Below are 15,378 nucleotides of genomic sequence, written 5' to 3'. Positions count from 1 at the left end.
GTGAACAGGGGGATAACCAGTGCTTTTATACACAGGCGGCTAGCGGGCTGGATCTCATACATGGATAACTATAGGTTTTGCAGAGCTTTACACGGTAGTTATACACATTACCCCCGGTCGTTGTGGGTAAACATGTAGAACAAGTTGTCAGGATCAATCTGTTAATAACCTGGTGGATAGCGATCGGGGGATAAACGGGGAGATCAAGGCTTTTCTGCAGGATCTCCCTGGCCCTGATCAGGCGATCAACGGCATCCAGCTCTGGATCCAGGCTTCGGCGGCATCTTCCGGGATCTCGTGTTGGGTGACATCGATGTCGAAACGATCCCCGATCCGGCTGGCGCCGCACTCTGCCAGTAGCCGATCCAGCGTCTTGCCACCCTGACAAAAGGTGTCATAACTGCTGTCGCCGAGGGCGATCACGCCATATTTCAAGGCATTAAGATCCGGATGCTGCTCGGCAAGATCCTTGGCGAAGGGTTGCAGGTTGTCGGGTATGTCGCCGGCACCGTGGGTGGAAGTGACCACCAGCAGGATGGCGTCCGGCTCGGCGAGCACCTCGACCAGCTTGGCCGGATTGTGGATCTCGGCCTGATGGCCCGCTTGTTCCAGCAGATGGGCGACGTGGTCTGCGACATATTCGGCGGCGCCCAGCATGGAGCCGACGACGAGATTGAGTTTGGCCATGGAATGGATCCTGAAAAATGCGGAACCCGGATTCTACCGCCAAAGGGTGTGGATAAATATGGATAAAGCTTGGGGATAATGGATCCAGCCAGATAATGCCGCCGGATCAATCCCGGCGATCTTTCTGCAGCCTCTCTGAATTTCTTCCTAAATAGTGGTTACCTTACGAGTCCCTTTTCTGTTGTGGCGCGTGCACTATTGCTGAAATCAGGTTTATGGTTTGGGTTTTACATGGGTTGTTTTATGTACAAACAATGCCTCTGCTGTTCATTGTCTTCGATCATCCATGCGGCCGAGCTGGCATCAGACAACCCCGTTTGGCTGATTAAAGGCGTGCTGATTGCTCCATCGTAGGCCGTTTTTGCTCATGGTATCAGCCAGCAGATCCTCTTTCCGCAGGCGGTGCCGGTCGGGTTGGTTTCCACCCTGTTAGGGGGCGCTTACTTCATGTGGTGTCTGCGCCGCTTCTCGGTTTTAGGATGAAAAACGCACAAAAAAAGCCCGGGAAGAACCCGGGCTTTTTACTGTTTGCCGTACCGACTTATTTGCCGATGCAGAAACTGGAGAAGATGCGACCCAGCAGATCGTCGGAGCTGAACTCGCCGGTGATCTCCGAGAGTGACTCCTGCGCCAGACGCAGCTCTTCGGCCACCAGTTCACCGGCGACATAGATTTCCAGCTGATCTTTGGCCACCAGCAACCGCTCGGCGGCGCGCTCCAGCGCATCCAGGTGGCGGCGGCGAGCCATGAAGCCCCCCTCTGTGTTGCCCTGGAAGCCCATGCAGGCTTTCAGGTGGTCGCGCAGGGCGGGCAGCCCCAGCTCTGTCTTGGCGGAGATGCGGTAGACGGCGTGACCCAGCTCATTGCGAGGGGCCAGATCCTCGCCGGTCAGGTCGGCCTTGTTGCGCACCACAGTGAGGCCGATGTTTTTTGGCAACCGATCAACAAATTCCGGCCAGATTTCCCGCGGGTCGATAGCATCGGTCGTTGTGCCATCCACCATAAAGAGCACACGGTCGGCCTGTTCTATCTCGGCCCAGGCACGCTCGATGCCGATCTTTTCCACCTGATCTTGGGTGTCGCGCAGACCGGCGGTATCTATGATGTGCAGCGGCATGCCATCCAGGTGGATGTGCTCGCGCAGCACGTCGCGGGTGGTGCCGGCTATCTCGGTGACGATGGCGGACTCGCGCCCTGCCAGGGCATTTAGCAGGCTGGATTTACCTGCGTTAGGCCGACCGGCTATCACTACCTTCATCCCTTCTCGTAGCAGGGCGCCTTGCTTGGCCTCACTGCGCACACCGTCCAGTGACCCCATGATGGCGTAGAGATCGCCAGCCACCTTGCCGTCGGAGAGGAAGTCGATCTCCTCGTCCGGGAAGTCGATGGCGGCTTCGACATAGATGCGCAGCCGGATCAGGCTCTCCACCAGTTGCTGGATTTTGCTGGAGAACTGCCCCTGCAGGGAGTGCATGGCGCTGCGGGCGGCCTGTTCGCTGGAGGCTTCGATCAGATCGGCGATGGCCTCGGCCTGGGCCAGATCCAGCTTGTCGTTCATGAAGGCGCGCTCGCTGAACTCGCCGGGACGGGCAGGGCGCAGCCCCTTTATCTGCAGAATACGGCGCACCAGCATGTCCATGATGACGGGGCCACCGTGACCCTGCAGCTCCAGCACATCCTCGCCGGTGAAGCTGTTGGGGGCCTTGAACAGCAGGGCAATGCCCTGATCCAGCGGCTGGCCTTGCTCATCCTTGAACGGCAGATATTCGGCGTAGCGCACCCGCGGGCGCTTGCCGAGCACTATCTCGGCGACCTGTTCGGCGGCGGGGCCTGAGACCCGGACTATGCCAACGCCGCCACGGCCGGGCGCGGTGGCCTGGGCCACGATCGTATCTGTTGTCATCTTGCTTGGCTCATTTGCTCGGTAATTGGGGGACATTGTAATAAAAAAGGCGGCCCCAAGGCCGCCTCTTTTGTTATCAGGGGGAAGATTAGCTGCGCATCAGTTGCGAGTGTGCAGGCCTTTCTTCTCCAGCTGACGATAGATGATGGTCTGCTGGGTAATGGAGATGAGGTTGCTCACCAACCAGTACAGGGTCAGGCCAGCCGGGAACCAGAGGAACATGAAGGTAAAGATGATCGGCATGAACTGCATCACCTTCTGCTGCATCGGGTCTGTCACCGTGGTCGGGCTCATCTTCTGCAGATACCACATGGAAGCACCCATGAGGATTGGCAGCACGAAGAAGGGGTCCTTCACCGACAGGTCGGTGATCCACAGGATGAATGGCGCATGACGCAGCTCAACAGATTCCATCAGGGCCCAGTAAAGGGCGATGAAGATCGGCATCTGGACCAGGATCGGCAGACAGCCACCCAGCGGGTTGACCTTCTCCTTCTTGTACAGCTCCATCATGCCCTGAGACATCTTCTGGCGATCGTCACCGAAGCGCTCACGCAGTGCGGCCAGCTTGGGCTGCAGCATGCGCATCTTGGCCATGGAGGTGTACTGGGCCTTGGTCAGCGGGAACATGATGCCGCGCACCAGCAGGGTCAGCATGATGATGGCCAGACCCCAGTTCTGGACGAAACCGTGGAACACGGTCAGCAACCAGTGCAGCGGTTGGGCGATAAACCAGAGCCAGCCGTAGTCGACGGTCAGGTCGAGGTGGTTTGCCACCTTGGACATCTCGTCTTGCAGCTTGGGACCCACCCACAGCGTGCTGGTCACTTCGGCCTGCTCGCCTGCAGCCACGTCTACCAGCGGCGCCTTGAAGCCGATGATGGCCTGGTCTTTACCAGGGATCACGCGGCTGTAGAAGCTGTTGATATCGTCGGCATTCGGTGCCCAGGCAGAGACGAAGTAGTGTTGCAGCATGGCGACCCAACCACCTTTGGTGGTCTTGTTCAGGTCGGCATCCTTCATATCGCCGAATGTGTACTTCTTGTAGCGGCTATCTTCGCTGGAGAAGGCGCCACCACGGTAAGCACTGGCTACCATGGCGTGACCTTCCTGATCCTTGGGTGTGGTCATGGTCTGCTTCAGCTGACCGTAGAACTGTACCTGGACCGGCTCGGTGGATTTGTTGTCGATCTTGTATTCGACACCAATCGCATAGTCACCACGTTTGAGCACGAACTCTTTGGTGAAGACCACACCTTTGCTGTCGGTCCAGGTCATCGGAACGACGACTTGATCCTGACCATCGGCCAGCTGGTAGCTGGTCTGGGTGGCTTCATAGGTAGGACGACCTTGGACCTGGCTGTGAGGACCGTCGCGACCTACCAGGCCGCTCTGGGCGACATAGAGGCGGTCAGGCTGACTGGTCAGCAGGACGAAGGGTTGATCCTGGCCTTCTTCCTGCTTGTGGGCCAGTAGCTCGGCAGACACTATGTCACCGCCCTGGGTGTCCAGGGTCAGCTTGAGCACGTCGGAGGAGACGGTGATCAGCTTGCGTGCGGCGTTCGTGTTGGTTTGCTCGGAAACCTGAGGAATATCACCGGTCTGACCGGCTTCAGGTACGAAATGTTCGGTTTGGGCCACGGTAGTCGGGGCCAGCTTCGGAGCCTTGTCAGACTCCCACTGTTGCCAGAGCAGAAAGCTCACGAACAGCAAACCGATCAGGATGAGATTGCGTTGTGATTCCATAGTCTTCAGTTTCTTCGCTTTGGTTGCGGAACCGGGTCATAACCACCCTCGGATAAGGGATGGCATTTTAATAGACGTTTGCTGGCTAACCAAACGCCTTTTATGAAACCGTGAAGTCGGATTGCTTCTATCGCAAATTGGGAACAAGTTGGCGTGAAACGGCAGCGCGGCCCGAGCAGAGGGCTAATGATTAGCTGATACAGGCGTATCAGTTTGACAGCTACCCATTGCAACGGCGTGACAGAGTGCGCCATAGCTTTTCCAGTAACTTGAACAGCTCCTCGTTGTCCATCTCTTTGACGCCGCCCTTGGCGATCACGACGATGTCGATAGCGGGCAGGTTGGCTTGATTGAGGCGGAAACTTTCCCGGACCACTCGTTTGACACGATTACGCCAGACGGCACGCTTGAGTGCTTTTTTGGGCACAGCGAGGCCAAGACGGGGATGTTCGAGGGTGTTGGGACAGGCGAGAAGAGTAATTTGCGGAGAAGCGGCCCGGACAGGCTCGGCGAAAACGCGTTTGAAGTGTTCGGGAGTTAACAGACGTAACTCCCGAGAGAAGGTGTGCGGCGTTGGCATTAAACTACCAGACGGGCACGACCCTTGGCACGACGAGCGGCCAGAACTTTACGACCGTTGGCAGTTGCCATGCGGGCGCGGAAACCGTGAGAGCGCTTGCGCTTCAGGTTGGACGGTTGAAAAGTACGTTTCATGATTCGATTCCGTATTTCTGTACAGTTTTGATTGTCACACTTAGCCGACGCGCCAGCTATAGCGTGTGACGACTAGCAAAAGAGGCCGAATTCTAAACAGAGTTCGGCTTTTAGTCAATCCACCGTTCCCTCTCATCTTGCCCTGACTCATAAGTAAGCAGGAGAAGCTGGCAGGATCCGGAGGATCAAGGGCTCCGGATTATACTGGCAACCCGGGGTTAAACAAGGATCCTCCAATAAAAAAGGCGGCAAGGCCGCCAAAAGAGAGAGCTATTTAAGCACTTTTCGCAAGAATTCCCGGGTGCGGGGATCCTTGGGATCGACCAATATCTGATCCGGCGGGCCCTGTTCCACGATCCGGCCCCCCTCCATGAAGATCACCCGATCGGCAACATCACGAGCAAATTCAATCTCATGGGTCACCACTACCATGGTCTGGTGCTGGCGGGCGAGTTCCTTCATCAACCCAAGTACCTCGTCGACCCACTCGGGATCGAGGGCCGAGGTGGGCTCATCGAACAGAATGACCTTGGAGTGAGCCGCCATGGCGCGGCCGATGCCGACCCGTTGCTGCTGGCCGCCGGAGAGGGACGCCGGGTAGGCATCCTGCTTGTCGGCAAGCCCGATGTCCTTGAGGATGCCGAGGGCTGTGGTGCGAGCCTCAGCCTTCGGCTGCTTCCAGACGGTGATCAGCCCCTCGGCTATGTTGTCCAGCGCCGTTTTGTTGGCGAACAGCGCGTAGTTCTGGAACACGAAGGAGGCACGTTTGCGCAGCTCAATGGCTTGCTGCTCGCTGGCGTTGGCCAGGTCCAGCTGCAGGTCATCGATGGCAAGGGAGCCTGCATCCGGGGTTTCCAGCAGGTTGAGGCAGCGCAGCAGGGTCGATTTGCCGGTCCCGGAGGGACCTATGATGACCACTATCTCCCCCTTCCTGACCTCCAGATCTATGCTGTTGAGCACCTTGTTGTCCTGAAATGCCTTGGAGAGGCCGGTTAATTTGATCATCGCAGACCTCCTTTAATAGGCTCGGTTCAGGTGAACTTCCAGCAGGTGCTGCAAGCGGGTGAAGATGATGACCACCACCCAGTAGACTAGGGCCACCGCCATGAAGCTCTCGAAGAACTTGAAGGAGGAGGAGGCTTCCATCTGCGCCTTGCCCATGATCTCTGCTACGCCCAGGGTGAATGCCAGCGAGGTGCTTTTGATCATGTCGATGAAGTAGTTCATCAGCGACGGCGTTGCTATGCGGGCCGCCTGCGGCAATATGATCCTTTGCATCGCTTGGTAACGGCTCATGCCGATACTGAGAGCCGCTTCCATCTGGCTCTTGTGAATGCCCAGAATGGCGGCGCGGATCGACTCGGCCATGTAGGCAGCGAAGTGCAGGGTCAGTCCGACGATGGCGGCGGTAAAGGCATCCATCCCCACGAAGATGGGGAACAATTGCGGCAGTCCGTAATAGAGCAGGAACAGTTGGACGAGCAGGGGAGTACCTCGAAAGAACGAGATATAGAGCATTGCCAGCCAGTGGATCACAGGGATGCGAAACACCCGTACTATCGCCAGGGTCAGCGACAATACGAGTGCCAAGACGAATCCCCACAGGGCCATTTCCATCGTGGTGCCCAGGTATTTGAGCAGGATGGGGAACAGCCCTAGTGTGTACTCGAGGTCAAATTCCATCATTTATTTGTCGGTGATGTCGGAAGCGAACCATTTCTCGGAGATTTGACGCAGGGTGCCATCTTTGCGCATGGCGGTCAGGGCGTCGTCCACCTTCTTCAGCAGCACCTGTTTCTCCGGGGTATTCAGGAAGGGCAGGGCGTTCTCGATGGTCTCGAAAGGTGCGCCGGCCTGTTGCAGCGGCAGCTTGGACTCTTTGATCAGCTGGGCGGTGGAGACGCGGTCCATCACGAAGGCATCGATGCGACCCAGGGCGACATCTTGCTCGAAATTGGAGTCATAGGTGCGGATATCGATCTTCTTGTTCGGGTCGTTCTTGCGCAGCAGCTCTTCGAAGTTGGAGCCAAGGTTGACAGCGACCTTCTTGCCTTCCAGATCCTTGATGCCGTGAATGGTACTGTTGCCCTTGCGGACCACTATCTGGGCGCCGTCATAGACATAGGGCTGGGAGAAGGCGTACTTGGCCTTGCGCTCGTCTGTGATGGTGATCTGGTTGGAGATGGTATCGATGCGGCCGGTATCCAGCATGCCGAACAGGCCGGAGAAGCTGGCGGTCACGAACTCGACTTTATAGCCGGTGCGCTCACCAATCTGGTTCCACATATCCACCTCAAAGCCCTGCAGCTTGTCCTGCTTGACGAAGGTGAACGGGAAATATTTGCCGGACATGCCGACCTTGATGGTTTCCTGGGCGATGGCTTGACCGGACAGGGCTGCCAGCAGAATGGCGGCACCGGAGACCAGCTTGATGGATGATGTCATGGGGATTCCTCTCTCTGTTGTTCTGTATTTTTAGTTGTAATCACTGAATGTGCGCTGATGTTATTGGAATAAAAGCCAAAGAATAAATGATATTTGGTTATATAAAATAACCGGTTCAGGTCTGGATCTTTGATGCCATTCAGGATGGATCAGGCTGTGGGTAACTTTGGGGATGAAATCAGATCCAGCGGTGCTGGATCCTTGAAAGTCAAGGATCTTATTTGCTGGATCCGCTAGGTGGCAGCTAGAGATCCAGCCGCTAAAAACGTAGAATAGCCGGTCTTTAGTTAATCAATTGACGGGAGTTTAGAGTGACTGCTTCGCTATGGCAGCAGTGCCTTAACCGGCTGCAAGATGAGTTGCCCTCGGCAGAATTCAGCATGTGGATCCGGCCGCTTCAAGCGGAGTTGAGTGACAATACTCTGACCCTGTATGCACCGAATCGCTTTGTTCTGGACTGGGTACGAGACAAGTATCTCATCCGGGTTAATGGCATCATCAACGAACTCTGTGGGGTCGACGGCCCCACCCTGCGTTTTGATATAGGTAATCGTCCCCATCCTGTCGCGGTCGCAAGAGCGCCGGCGCGGGGTGCTGCGCCTGTGAATAACTTGCAGAAGAGCTGGGAAAGCAAGGCTGAAGCCAAGCCTGAGCCGAACCACAAAAGCAACACCAACGTGAACTATACCTTTGAGAACTTCGTCGAGGGTAAGTCCAACCAGTTGGCCCGTGCGGCTGCCCGTCAGGTAGCCGACAACCCGGGTGGCGCTTACAACCCGCTGTTCCTCTATGGCGGTACCGGTCTGGGCAAGACCCACCTGCTGCACGCCGTTGGCAACGCCATCAAGGAGCGCAAGAAAGACGCCAAAGTCATCTACATGCACTCCGAGCGGTTTGTGCAGGACATGGTGAAGGCGCTGCAGAATAACGCCATTGAAGAGTTCAAGCGTTATTACCGTAGCGTCGATGCCCTGCTCATCGATGACATCCAGTTCTTTGCCAACAAGGAGCGCTCCCAGGAGGAGTTCTTCCATACCTTCAATGCATTGCTCGAAGGTAACCAGCAGATCATCCTGACCTCGGATCGCTATCCGAAGGAGATCAATGGTGTCGAGGATCGCCTCAAGTCCCGCTTCGGCTGGGGCCTGACGGTAGCGATCGAGCCACCGGAGCTGGAGACCCGTGTCGCCATCCTGATGCGCAAGGCGGATGAGAACCAGATCCACCTGCCGGACGAAGTGGCCTTCTTCATTGCCAAGCGTCTGCGATCCAACGTCCGTGAACTGGAAGGCGCCCTCAACCGGGTGATCGCCAATGCCAACTTCACCGGTCGTGCCATCAACATCGATTTCGTGCGCGAAGCGCTGCGCGATCTGCTGGCGCTGCAGGAGAAGCTGGTCACCATCGACAATATCCAGAAGACGGTGGCGGAGTACTACAAGATCAAGCTGGCGGATCTGCTGTCAAAACGCCGCTCACGCTCCGTTGCCCGTCCACGCCAGCTGGCGATGGCACTGGCCAAGGAGCTGACCAACCACAGTTTGCCGGAGATAGGTGATGCCTTTGGTGGCCGTGACCACACTACCGTTCTTCATGCCTGCCGCAAGATCGAGCAGCTGAAGGAGGAGAGCCACGACATCAAGGAAGACTATTCCAACCTGATCCGAACCCTTTCCTCCTGATAAGAACGGAGAGCACAGATGCAGCTCGAAATTAGCCGTGAGGCCCTGTTACGTCCTCTGCAACTGGTGTCCGGTGCCCTGGGTGGCCGGCCGACCCTGCCGATCCTTGGCAATGTGCTGCTTGATGTCAGCCAGGGTCTGCTGTCGCTGACCGGGACTGACCTGGAAGTTGAGATGATAGGTCAGGTCTATCTCAATAATGAGAGCCAGGATGGCCGCACCACAGTGCCGGCGCGCAAGCTGCTGGATATCTGTCGCGGCCTGCCGGAAGGGGCGGACATCCGCCTCAACACCGAAGGCGAGCGCCTGATCATCCGTTCCGGTCGTTCTCGTTTCAACCTGTCGACTCTACCGGCCAGCGAATACCCGAATATCGAGGATTGGGAATCCGTGCTCGAATTCGACATCGGCCAGCTGGAGCTGAAGAAGCTGATCGATGCCACCCAGTTCTCCATGGCCAGCCAGGACGTGCGTTACTACCTGAACGGCATGCTGTTCGAGAGCGAGGGCCACGGCCTGCGCACCGTGGCGACTGATGGCCACCGTTTGGCGACCTGCCGTCGCGAGGTAGTGGAAGAATCGCTGCCCGATCATCAGGTTATCCTGCCCCGTAAAGGTGTGCTGGAGCTGGTGCGTCTGCTGGAAGCGGAGGACAAGCCGGTACGGCTGCAGATCGGTCGCAGCAACCTGCGCGCTGCGCTGGACGGCTTCATCTTCACTTCCAAGCTGGTGGATGGCCGATTCCCGGATTGGCGCCGGGTTATCCCGCGCAACAGCGACAAGGCCCTGATCGCCGGTCGTGAGGATCTGCGTCAGGCATTTGCCCGTGCGGCCATCCTCTCCAACGAGAAATTCCGTGGAGTGCGTCTCAATCTGCAGGAAAACCTGCTGCGCATTACCGCCAACAATCCGGAACAGGAAGAAGCCGAAGAGCTGCTTGACGTACAATACGATGCCAGCGAGATGGAGATAGGTTTCAACGTCTCTTATGTGCTGGACGTGCTGAATACGTTAAAATGTGACCAAATTCGGATTAGCCTGAGCGATTCCATCAGCAGTGCCATTATTGAGGATTTTGATCATCAGGATGCTCAGTATGTGGTGATGCCGATGCGGATCTAGTCGTGGCCCTGGTCAAACTCCAGCTCAGCGACTTTCGCAATATCCAGCAGGCCAGTCTCAAGCTGTCCCCCGGCCTCAACATCCTGGTCGGGTGCAATGGCAGTGGCAAGACCAGCGTGCTGGAAGCCATTCACTACCTTGGCCTTGGTCGCTCCTTTCGTACTCACCTGACCGGGCGGGTCATCCGCCAAGGGGAGCGGGCCTTTACCCTGTTTGCCCAGTGCGAACTGGAGGGGCGTCAGGTACCCATTGGACTCGCCAAGGACAAGAGTGGCGAGACCCAGCTCAAGATCGCCGGGGCCCAGGCCCAGCGACTGGCCGATCTGGCCGAGCTGTTGCCGGTGCAGTTGATCCATCCTGATGGCTTCAACCTGCTGACGGGCGGTCCCCAGGCTCGCCGGGCCTGGCTGGATTGGGGGGTCTTCCATCAGGAACCGACCTTTTTCTCCCTGTGGGGACGAGTGCGGCGGTTGTTGAAACAGCGCAACGCCCTGCTGCGCCAGAGTACCCAGTATCGCCAGCTGGCGTTCTGGGATCAGGAGCTGGTGCGGCTCGGGGGGGAACTGGCCATGTTCCGTGCGAGCTATTGTCAGGCCATTACGCCCCTGATCAAGGAGATGACGGCAGATTTTCTGCCGGAATTCGACATCAGTCTCGGTTTCTATCGGGGCTGGGAGAAAGACACTCCCCTCGGCGACTTGCTGGAGGCGGGGTTTGAGCGGGATCGTTCGTTGGGTTACACAGGGGTAGGCCCACAGAAGGCCGATGTGCGACTCAAGGCGAATGGTGTGCCCGCTCAGGATATTTTGTCCAGGGGTCAGCTGAAGTTGTTGGTCTGTGCCATGCGACTGGCCCAAGGGCTCTATTTGAATCAACATAGCAGCCGTGGCTGTATTTTTTTAATTGACGATTTTGCCTCTGAACTGGATGTCGACAAGCGCCGCTTGCTGGCCGCAAGGCTGAAGCGGTGTGCGTCCCAGGTGTTTATCACCGCCATCGATACCGGTCAGCTCGCAGACATGATGGATGCGAATGACTGCAAGTTGTTCCACGTGGAACAAGGCAAGATCTCCGAAACGTTAGAGAAGGCAGAGAGTAAGCTATGAGTGAAAATACTTACGACTCCTCGAATATCAAGGTACTGAAGGGCCTGGATGCGGTCCGCAAGCGCCCGGGGATGTACATCGGCGATACGGATGATGGCTCAGGTCTGCACCACATGGTGTTTGAGGTCGTCGATAACTCCATTGACGAGGCTCTTGCTGGCTACTGCTCCGATATTCTGGTCAAGATCCATTCTGACGGTTCCGTTTCCGTGCGTGACAACGGCCGGGGTATCCCGGTAGACATGCACGAAGAGGAGGGCCGCTCCGCCGCAGAGGTCATCATGACCGTGCTGCACGCTGGCGGTAAGTTCGATGACAACTCCTACAAGGTGTCAGGTGGCCTGCACGGCGTGGGCGTCTCAGTGGTTAACGCCCTCTCTGACAAGCTGTTGCTGACCATTCGTCGCAACGGCCATGTCTACGAGCAGACCTATCACCTGGGTGAGCCGCAGGCGCCGCTCAAGCAGATTGGCGACAGCAGCAGTGGCACGGGTACCGAGGTGCGCTTTTGGCCGAGCCCGACCATCTTTACCGATACCCTGTATCACTACGAGATCCTGGCCAAGCGTCTGCGCGAGCTCTCCTTCCTCAACTCCGGTGTTTCCATCCGTCTGCAGGACGAGCGGGATGGCCGCGAGGTGCATTTCTGCTACGAGGGCGGTATCAAGGCCTTCGTGGAATACCTGAACCAGAACAAGACCCCGATCCACCCCAAGGTGTTCCACTTTTCCATAGAGCAGGACGGCATCGGCGTCGAAGTCGCCATGCAGTGGAACGATGCCTATCAGGAAGGGGTTTACTGCTTTACCAACAATATCCCGCAGCGGGATGGTGGTACTCACCTGGTAGGGTTCCGGACCGCGCTGACCCGCACCCTCAACACCTATATGGACAAAGAGGATTACAGCAAGAAGGCCAAGTCGGCCGCCAGCGGCGACGACGTGCGTGAAGGTCTGATTGCGGTCATCTCGGTCAAGGTGCCGGATCCCAAGTTCTCCTCCCAGACCAAGGACAAGCTGGTCTCTTCCGAAGTGAAGACTGCGGTTGAACAGGCGATGGGCGAGAAGCTTGGCGAGTTCCTGCTGGAAAACCCGGGCGATGCCAAGATAGTGGTCAACAAGATCATCGATGCGGCCCGTGCCCGTGAAGCGGCCCGCAAGGCGCGCGAGCTGACTCGCCGCAAGGGTGCGCTGGACATCGCCGGCCTGCCCGGCAAGCTGGCAGACTGCCAGGAGAAAGACCCGGCCCTCTCCGAACTCTACATCGTGGAAGGGGACTCTGCTGGCGGCTCCGCCAAGCAGGGTCGCAACCGCAAGAACCAGGCTATTCTGCCGCTCAAGGGCAAGATCCTGAACGTGGAGAAGGCCCGTTTCGACAAGATGATCTCCTCGCAAGAGGTGGGCACCCTGATCACCGCTCTGGGCTGCGGCATCGGTCGTGACGAGTACAATCCGGACAAGCTGCGTTACCACAACATCATCATCATGACGGATGCTGACGTCGATGGTGCGCACATCCGTACCCTGTTGCTCACCTTCTTCTATCGTCAGATGCCGGAGATCATCGAGCGTGGCTACATCTACATAGCCCAGCCGCCGTTGTACAAGGTCAAGAAGGGCAAGCAGGAGCAATATCTGAAAGACGAAGATGCACTGCTGCAGTACCAGACCGCCATGGCGCTGGATGGTGCAACCCTGCACGTCAACGAGTCTGCCCCGGCCATCGGTGGCGAGGCGCTGGAGCGTCTGGTCAACCAGCACCGTGCCGTGTCTCACCTGATCACCCGTATGTCCCGTCGGGCGCCGGATGCCGTGTTGACTCAGCTTATCTATCAGCCTGAGTTGAACGAAACCCTGCTGGCCAGCGAGAGCGACCTGCTGGCCTGGTGTCAGGGCATGGAGGCCGTGCTCAACGAGAGCAACCACGGTATCCAGTACCAGATCCAGGTGCGTCGTGATGAAGAGCGTCGTCTGTTCGTCCCCCATGCTGTGGTGCGTCAGCACGGGGTCGACCGTGAATACGCGATCAGCTACGACTTCCTGCAGTCCGGTGAGTACCGTCAGCTTGTTTCACTTGGCAAGGAGATCGCCAACCTGATCGAGGAAGGCGGTTTCATCAAGCGTGGCGAGAAGGTCAAGCCGGTTGCCAACTTCGTGGAAGCGGTCGACTGGCTGATGGGCGAAGGCAAGCGCGGCATCTACATCCAGCGCTATAAAGGGCTGGGCGAGATGAACCCGGACCAGCTGTGGGAAACCACCATGGATCCGGAAGCGCGTCGCATGCTGCGCGTCACCATAGACGATGCCGTCGGTGCCGACCAGCTCTTCTCCACCCTGATGGGTGATGCAGTAGAGCCCCGTCGTGACTTTATCGAGACCAACGCCCTGCGCGTGGCCAACCTCGACGTCTAATTGACGCAGTCAGACAGCAAAAAGCCGCTCCTTGTGAGCGGCTTTTCTCGTTTTCAGGGGCGGGGAAATCGTACGTTCCACGTGAAACCGCCTTGGTGTTGATGGTACCGACTTAGCCCAGTTCCGGAGCCAGGCAGTAGAGGCGCAGGCGATGACCATCGGGGTCAAGCGCCATGCCGGTATAGCCAAACTCCATTCGGCTCGGCTGCTGGATGATGGTCAGGCCGCGCGCCTGCCATTCGGCCAAGCCCGTATCAACACTGGCTTCATCTGGCAGCAGGAAGGCCAGCTCCATGGCACCAGCACTCTGGGTAACGGCGGGTGCGACCGTGGCACTGGACCAGAGCGCCAGTTTTGCCCCCGATTCAAATACGAACATGGCAAAGGTGGGGGATTCTTCTACTGGCGGACGACCAAACAGCTCGCGATAGAAGAGGGCGCTGAGAGCAGGATTGGCGACATAGAGAATGGTGAATGACGGGACTAACAACATGGTGACGCTCCTTGATTCGGGGAGGGCGCATCTGCGCCGACCTCGTCAGCATGGCGCTACCTGCTGTCAGTTTCTGTCAGCAATGAATGTTGGTTGCGGGATCTGCTGGGCGGCGCGCCACTCCTTGAGCAAGATAGCCCGGCTCCTGGGATAGCCTGTCTGCTCCAGTGTCAGCTGGCTGATGCGGTCCACCCGGAAATGGCGAAAGTCCTGCCGCAGCTCGCACCAGGCCACCAGTACCCGCACCTGCTCGAAGTAGCCAAGGGCAAATGGCCAGACGGTGCGCTCGGAACTCGCTTCCCTCAGGTCGCGGTAGCTCAGGGTTATCTTGCGCTGCTGACGAATGGCACTGCGCAGGGGGGCTTCATCGGTGCAGGCGTCGTGGCGGGATGAGCCGATCAGCAGGGTATTGGCGTGGAGCTGCTGGCGGTACTCGTCGGGCAGCACGGCCTCTATCTTGGCCAACGCACTGCGGGCACCGGCACTCAGGGCGCTGTCGGTATGTTCGGCCACCCAGCGGGAACCCAGCACCAGCGCTTCCAGCTCCTCTTCACTGAACATCAGCGGTGGCAGCATGAAGCCGGGGCGCAGCACATAGCCGATCCCCGGTTCTCCCTCGATATGGGCGCCTTGCGCCTGCAGGGTCGCCATATCCCGGTAGAGGGTGCGCAGGCTAATGCCAAGCTGGCTGGCCAGCTCTGTGCCGGTGATGGCGTAACGGTGGCCGCGCAGCAGCTGGAGCAGGGCCAGCAGGCGTTCGGAACGGGACATGGTATGACTCCTCGGGATCTCTGGTTAGCCTGCCATAGCGGGGTGAGCGGGTACAGCGGGCGTCATTAAGGGTTGTTACCACGAAAAGAGCGTCGCCACTCGCCGGGGGAGGTGGCACTCTTGAAGCCGACCAGCTCGGCCAGGATATTGCCGAAGATAAGGCAGGGGATGGCGCAGTGAAAAGGGCTGAAGTGATCGAAGGTCACCACGGCAATGATCGGGGTGGGCATGGTGTTGTCTCCTCTCTGCGCACAGACCCCTCATCATAAGCGTTCGGCAGTGAAAGCCGAAGGGCCAT

General features: G+C 57.9%; 16 protein-coding genes. 4 read left to right on the top strand and 12 right to left on the bottom strand.

Going from position 1 to position 15,378, the window contains the following annotated elements; translation table 11 throughout:
• Positions 1-237: 237 nt before the first annotated feature.
• The 9 genes from mioC to GWQ22_RS05560 all read right to left on the bottom strand — a co-directional run bounded on the left by mioC (position 238) and on the right by GWQ22_RS05560 (position 7,495).
• Positions 238-687, bottom strand: coding sequence for an FMN-binding protein MioC (gene mioC, locus GWQ22_RS05600; protein ID WP_275929701.1), 450 nt, complete (start codon positions 685-687; stop codon positions 238-240).
• A 541-nt stretch (positions 688-1,228) separates the two neighbouring features.
• Positions 1,229-2,590 carry a tRNA uridine-5-carboxymethylaminomethyl(34) synthesis GTPase MnmE gene (mnmE, locus tag GWQ22_RS05595; protein WP_275929700.1) on the bottom strand — a complete coding sequence of 454 codons (1,362 nt, stop codon included), beginning with the start codon at positions 2,588-2,590 and terminating at the stop codon, positions 1,229-1,231.
• A 99-nt stretch (positions 2,591-2,689) separates the two neighbouring features.
• Complete coding sequence (gene yidC, locus GWQ22_RS05590) at positions 2,690-4,336, bottom strand: membrane protein insertase YidC (protein ID WP_042037152.1); 1,647 nt, start codon at positions 4,334-4,336, stop codon at positions 2,690-2,692.
• A gap of 5 nt (positions 4,337-4,341) precedes the next feature.
• Complete coding sequence (gene yidD, locus GWQ22_RS05585; protein WP_010635605.1) at positions 4,342-4,590, bottom strand: membrane protein insertion efficiency factor YidD; 249 nt, start codon at positions 4,588-4,590, stop codon at positions 4,342-4,344.
• Entirely contained in the window at positions 4,557-4,916 is a 360-nt protein-coding gene (rnpA, locus tag GWQ22_RS05580) for a ribonuclease P protein component (RefSeq protein WP_042037151.1), read from the bottom strand. Before rnpA ends, yidD begins: the two co-directional genes overlap by 34 nt.
• On the bottom strand, positions 4,916-5,050 hold the full coding sequence (gene rpmH, locus GWQ22_RS05575) for a 50S ribosomal protein L34 (RefSeq protein WP_005307156.1): 135 nt from the start codon (positions 5,048-5,050) through the stop codon (positions 4,916-4,918). The genes rnpA and rpmH overlap by 1 nt, the downstream gene beginning before the upstream one ends.
• A gap of 270 nt (positions 5,051-5,320) precedes the next feature.
• Entirely contained in the window at positions 5,321-6,055 is a 735-nt protein-coding gene (locus GWQ22_RS05570) for an amino acid ABC transporter ATP-binding protein (protein WP_275929699.1), read from the bottom strand.
• Between the two features lie 12 nt (positions 6,056-6,067).
• Positions 6,068-6,736 (bottom strand): amino acid ABC transporter permease, encoded by a 669-nt coding sequence (locus GWQ22_RS05565; RefSeq protein ID WP_157013389.1) that lies wholly within the window; start codon positions 6,734-6,736, stop codon positions 6,068-6,070.
• Positions 6,737-7,495, bottom strand: coding sequence for an amino acid ABC transporter substrate-binding protein (locus GWQ22_RS05560; protein WP_275929698.1), 759 nt, complete (start codon positions 7,493-7,495; stop codon positions 6,737-6,739). It lies immediately after the preceding gene.
• A gap of 311 nt (positions 7,496-7,806) precedes the next feature.
• Between GWQ22_RS05560 and dnaA the strand changes: the two genes are divergently transcribed.
• The 4 genes from dnaA to gyrB are packed head-to-tail and all read left to right on the top strand — an operon-like array spanning position 7,807 to position 13,816.
• The gene (gene dnaA, locus GWQ22_RS05555; protein WP_043135284.1) at positions 7,807-9,177 is read left to right on the top strand and encodes a chromosomal replication initiator protein DnaA; all 1,371 of its coding nucleotides are present in this window, start codon (positions 7,807-7,809) and stop codon (positions 9,175-9,177) included.
• Between the two features lie 18 nt (positions 9,178-9,195).
• Positions 9,196-10,299 carry a DNA polymerase III subunit beta gene (dnaN, locus tag GWQ22_RS05550; RefSeq protein WP_275929697.1) on the top strand — a complete coding sequence of 368 codons (1,104 nt, stop codon included), beginning with the start codon at positions 9,196-9,198 and terminating at the stop codon, positions 10,297-10,299.
• Positions 10,300-10,301: 2 nt separating this feature from the next.
• Entirely contained in the window at positions 10,302-11,405 is a 1,104-nt protein-coding gene (recF, locus tag GWQ22_RS05545; protein WP_275929696.1) for a DNA replication/repair protein RecF, read from the top strand.
• Positions 11,402-13,816 carry a DNA topoisomerase (ATP-hydrolyzing) subunit B gene (gene gyrB / locus GWQ22_RS05540; protein WP_042037145.1) on the top strand — a complete coding sequence of 805 codons (2,415 nt, stop codon included), beginning with the start codon at positions 11,402-11,404 and terminating at the stop codon, positions 13,814-13,816. Before recF ends, gyrB begins: the two co-directional genes overlap by 4 nt.
• Positions 13,817-13,928: 112 nt before the next feature.
• Here the strand turns inward: gyrB and GWQ22_RS05535 are convergent, their stop codons facing one another.
• The 3 genes from GWQ22_RS05535 to GWQ22_RS05525 all read right to left on the bottom strand — a co-directional run bounded on the left by GWQ22_RS05535 (position 13,929) and on the right by GWQ22_RS05525 (position 15,310).
• A complete protein-coding gene (locus GWQ22_RS05535; protein WP_275929712.1) occupies positions 13,929-14,306 on the bottom strand; it encodes a VOC family protein in 378 nt (125 codons plus the stop codon).
• Between the two features lie 69 nt (positions 14,307-14,375).
• Positions 14,376-15,080, bottom strand: a complete 705-nt coding sequence (locus GWQ22_RS05530; protein WP_275929695.1) for a YafY family protein — start codon at positions 15,078-15,080, stop codon at positions 14,376-14,378.
• Between the two features lie 65 nt (positions 15,081-15,145).
• Positions 15,146-15,310 carry a hypothetical protein gene (locus tag GWQ22_RS05525; protein ID WP_275929713.1) on the bottom strand — a complete coding sequence of 55 codons (165 nt, stop codon included), beginning with the start codon at positions 15,308-15,310 and terminating at the stop codon, positions 15,146-15,148.
• Positions 15,311-15,378 lie beyond the last annotated feature (68 nt).

The sequence above is a fragment of the Aeromonas sp. 1HA1 genome (assembly GCF_029237385.1).
Classification (GTDB): domain Bacteria; phylum Pseudomonadota; class Gammaproteobacteria; order Enterobacterales; family Aeromonadaceae; genus Aeromonas; species Aeromonas popoffii.
This window is presented reverse-complemented; position numbering and strand designations above follow the sequence as displayed.

What these genes read in the sequence shown, in the direction of transcription:
- mioC (WP_275929701.1), bottom strand. Translation starts at nt 687, where the DNA reads ATGGCCAAACTCAATCTCGTCGTCGGCTCCATGCTGGGCGCCGCCGAA.
- mnmE (WP_275929700.1), bottom strand. Translation starts at nt 2,590, where the DNA reads ATGACAACAGATACGATCGTGGCCCAGGCCACCGCGCCCGGCCGTGGC.
- yidC (WP_042037152.1), bottom strand. Translation starts at nt 4,336, where the DNA reads ATGGAATCACAACGCAATCTCATCCTGATCGGTTTGCTGTTCGTGAGC.
- yidD (WP_010635605.1), bottom strand. Translation starts at nt 4,590, where the DNA reads ATGGCGCACTCTGTCACGCCGTTGCAATGGGTAGCTGTCAAACTGATA.
- rnpA (WP_042037151.1), bottom strand. Translation starts at nt 4,916, where the DNA reads ATGCCAACGCCGCACACCTTCTCTCGGGAGTTACGTCTGTTAACTCCC.
- rpmH (WP_005307156.1), bottom strand. Translation starts at nt 5,050, where the DNA reads ATGAAACGTACTTTTCAACCGTCCAACCTGAAGCGCAAGCGCTCTCAC.
- GWQ22_RS05570 (WP_275929699.1), bottom strand. Translation starts at nt 6,055, where the DNA reads ATGATCAAATTAACCGGCCTCTCCAAGGCATTTCAGGACAACAAGGTG.
- GWQ22_RS05565 (WP_157013389.1), bottom strand. Translation starts at nt 6,736, where the DNA reads ATGATGGAATTTGACCTCGAGTACACACTAGGGCTGTTCCCCATCCTG.
- GWQ22_RS05560 (WP_275929698.1), bottom strand. Translation starts at nt 7,495, where the DNA reads ATGACATCATCCATCAAGCTGGTCTCCGGTGCCGCCATTCTGCTGGCA.
- dnaN (WP_275929697.1), top strand. Translation starts at nt 9,196, where the DNA reads ATGCAGCTCGAAATTAGCCGTGAGGCCCTGTTACGTCCTCTGCAACTG.
- gyrB (WP_042037145.1), top strand. Translation starts at nt 11,402, where the DNA reads ATGAGTGAAAATACTTACGACTCCTCGAATATCAAGGTACTGAAGGGC.
- GWQ22_RS05530 (WP_275929695.1), bottom strand. Translation starts at nt 15,080, where the DNA reads ATGTCCCGTTCCGAACGCCTGCTGGCCCTGCTCCAGCTGCTGCGCGGC.
- GWQ22_RS05525 (WP_275929713.1), bottom strand. Translation starts at nt 15,310, where the DNA reads ATGCCCACCCCGATCATTGCCGTGGTGACCTTCGATCACTTCAGCCCT.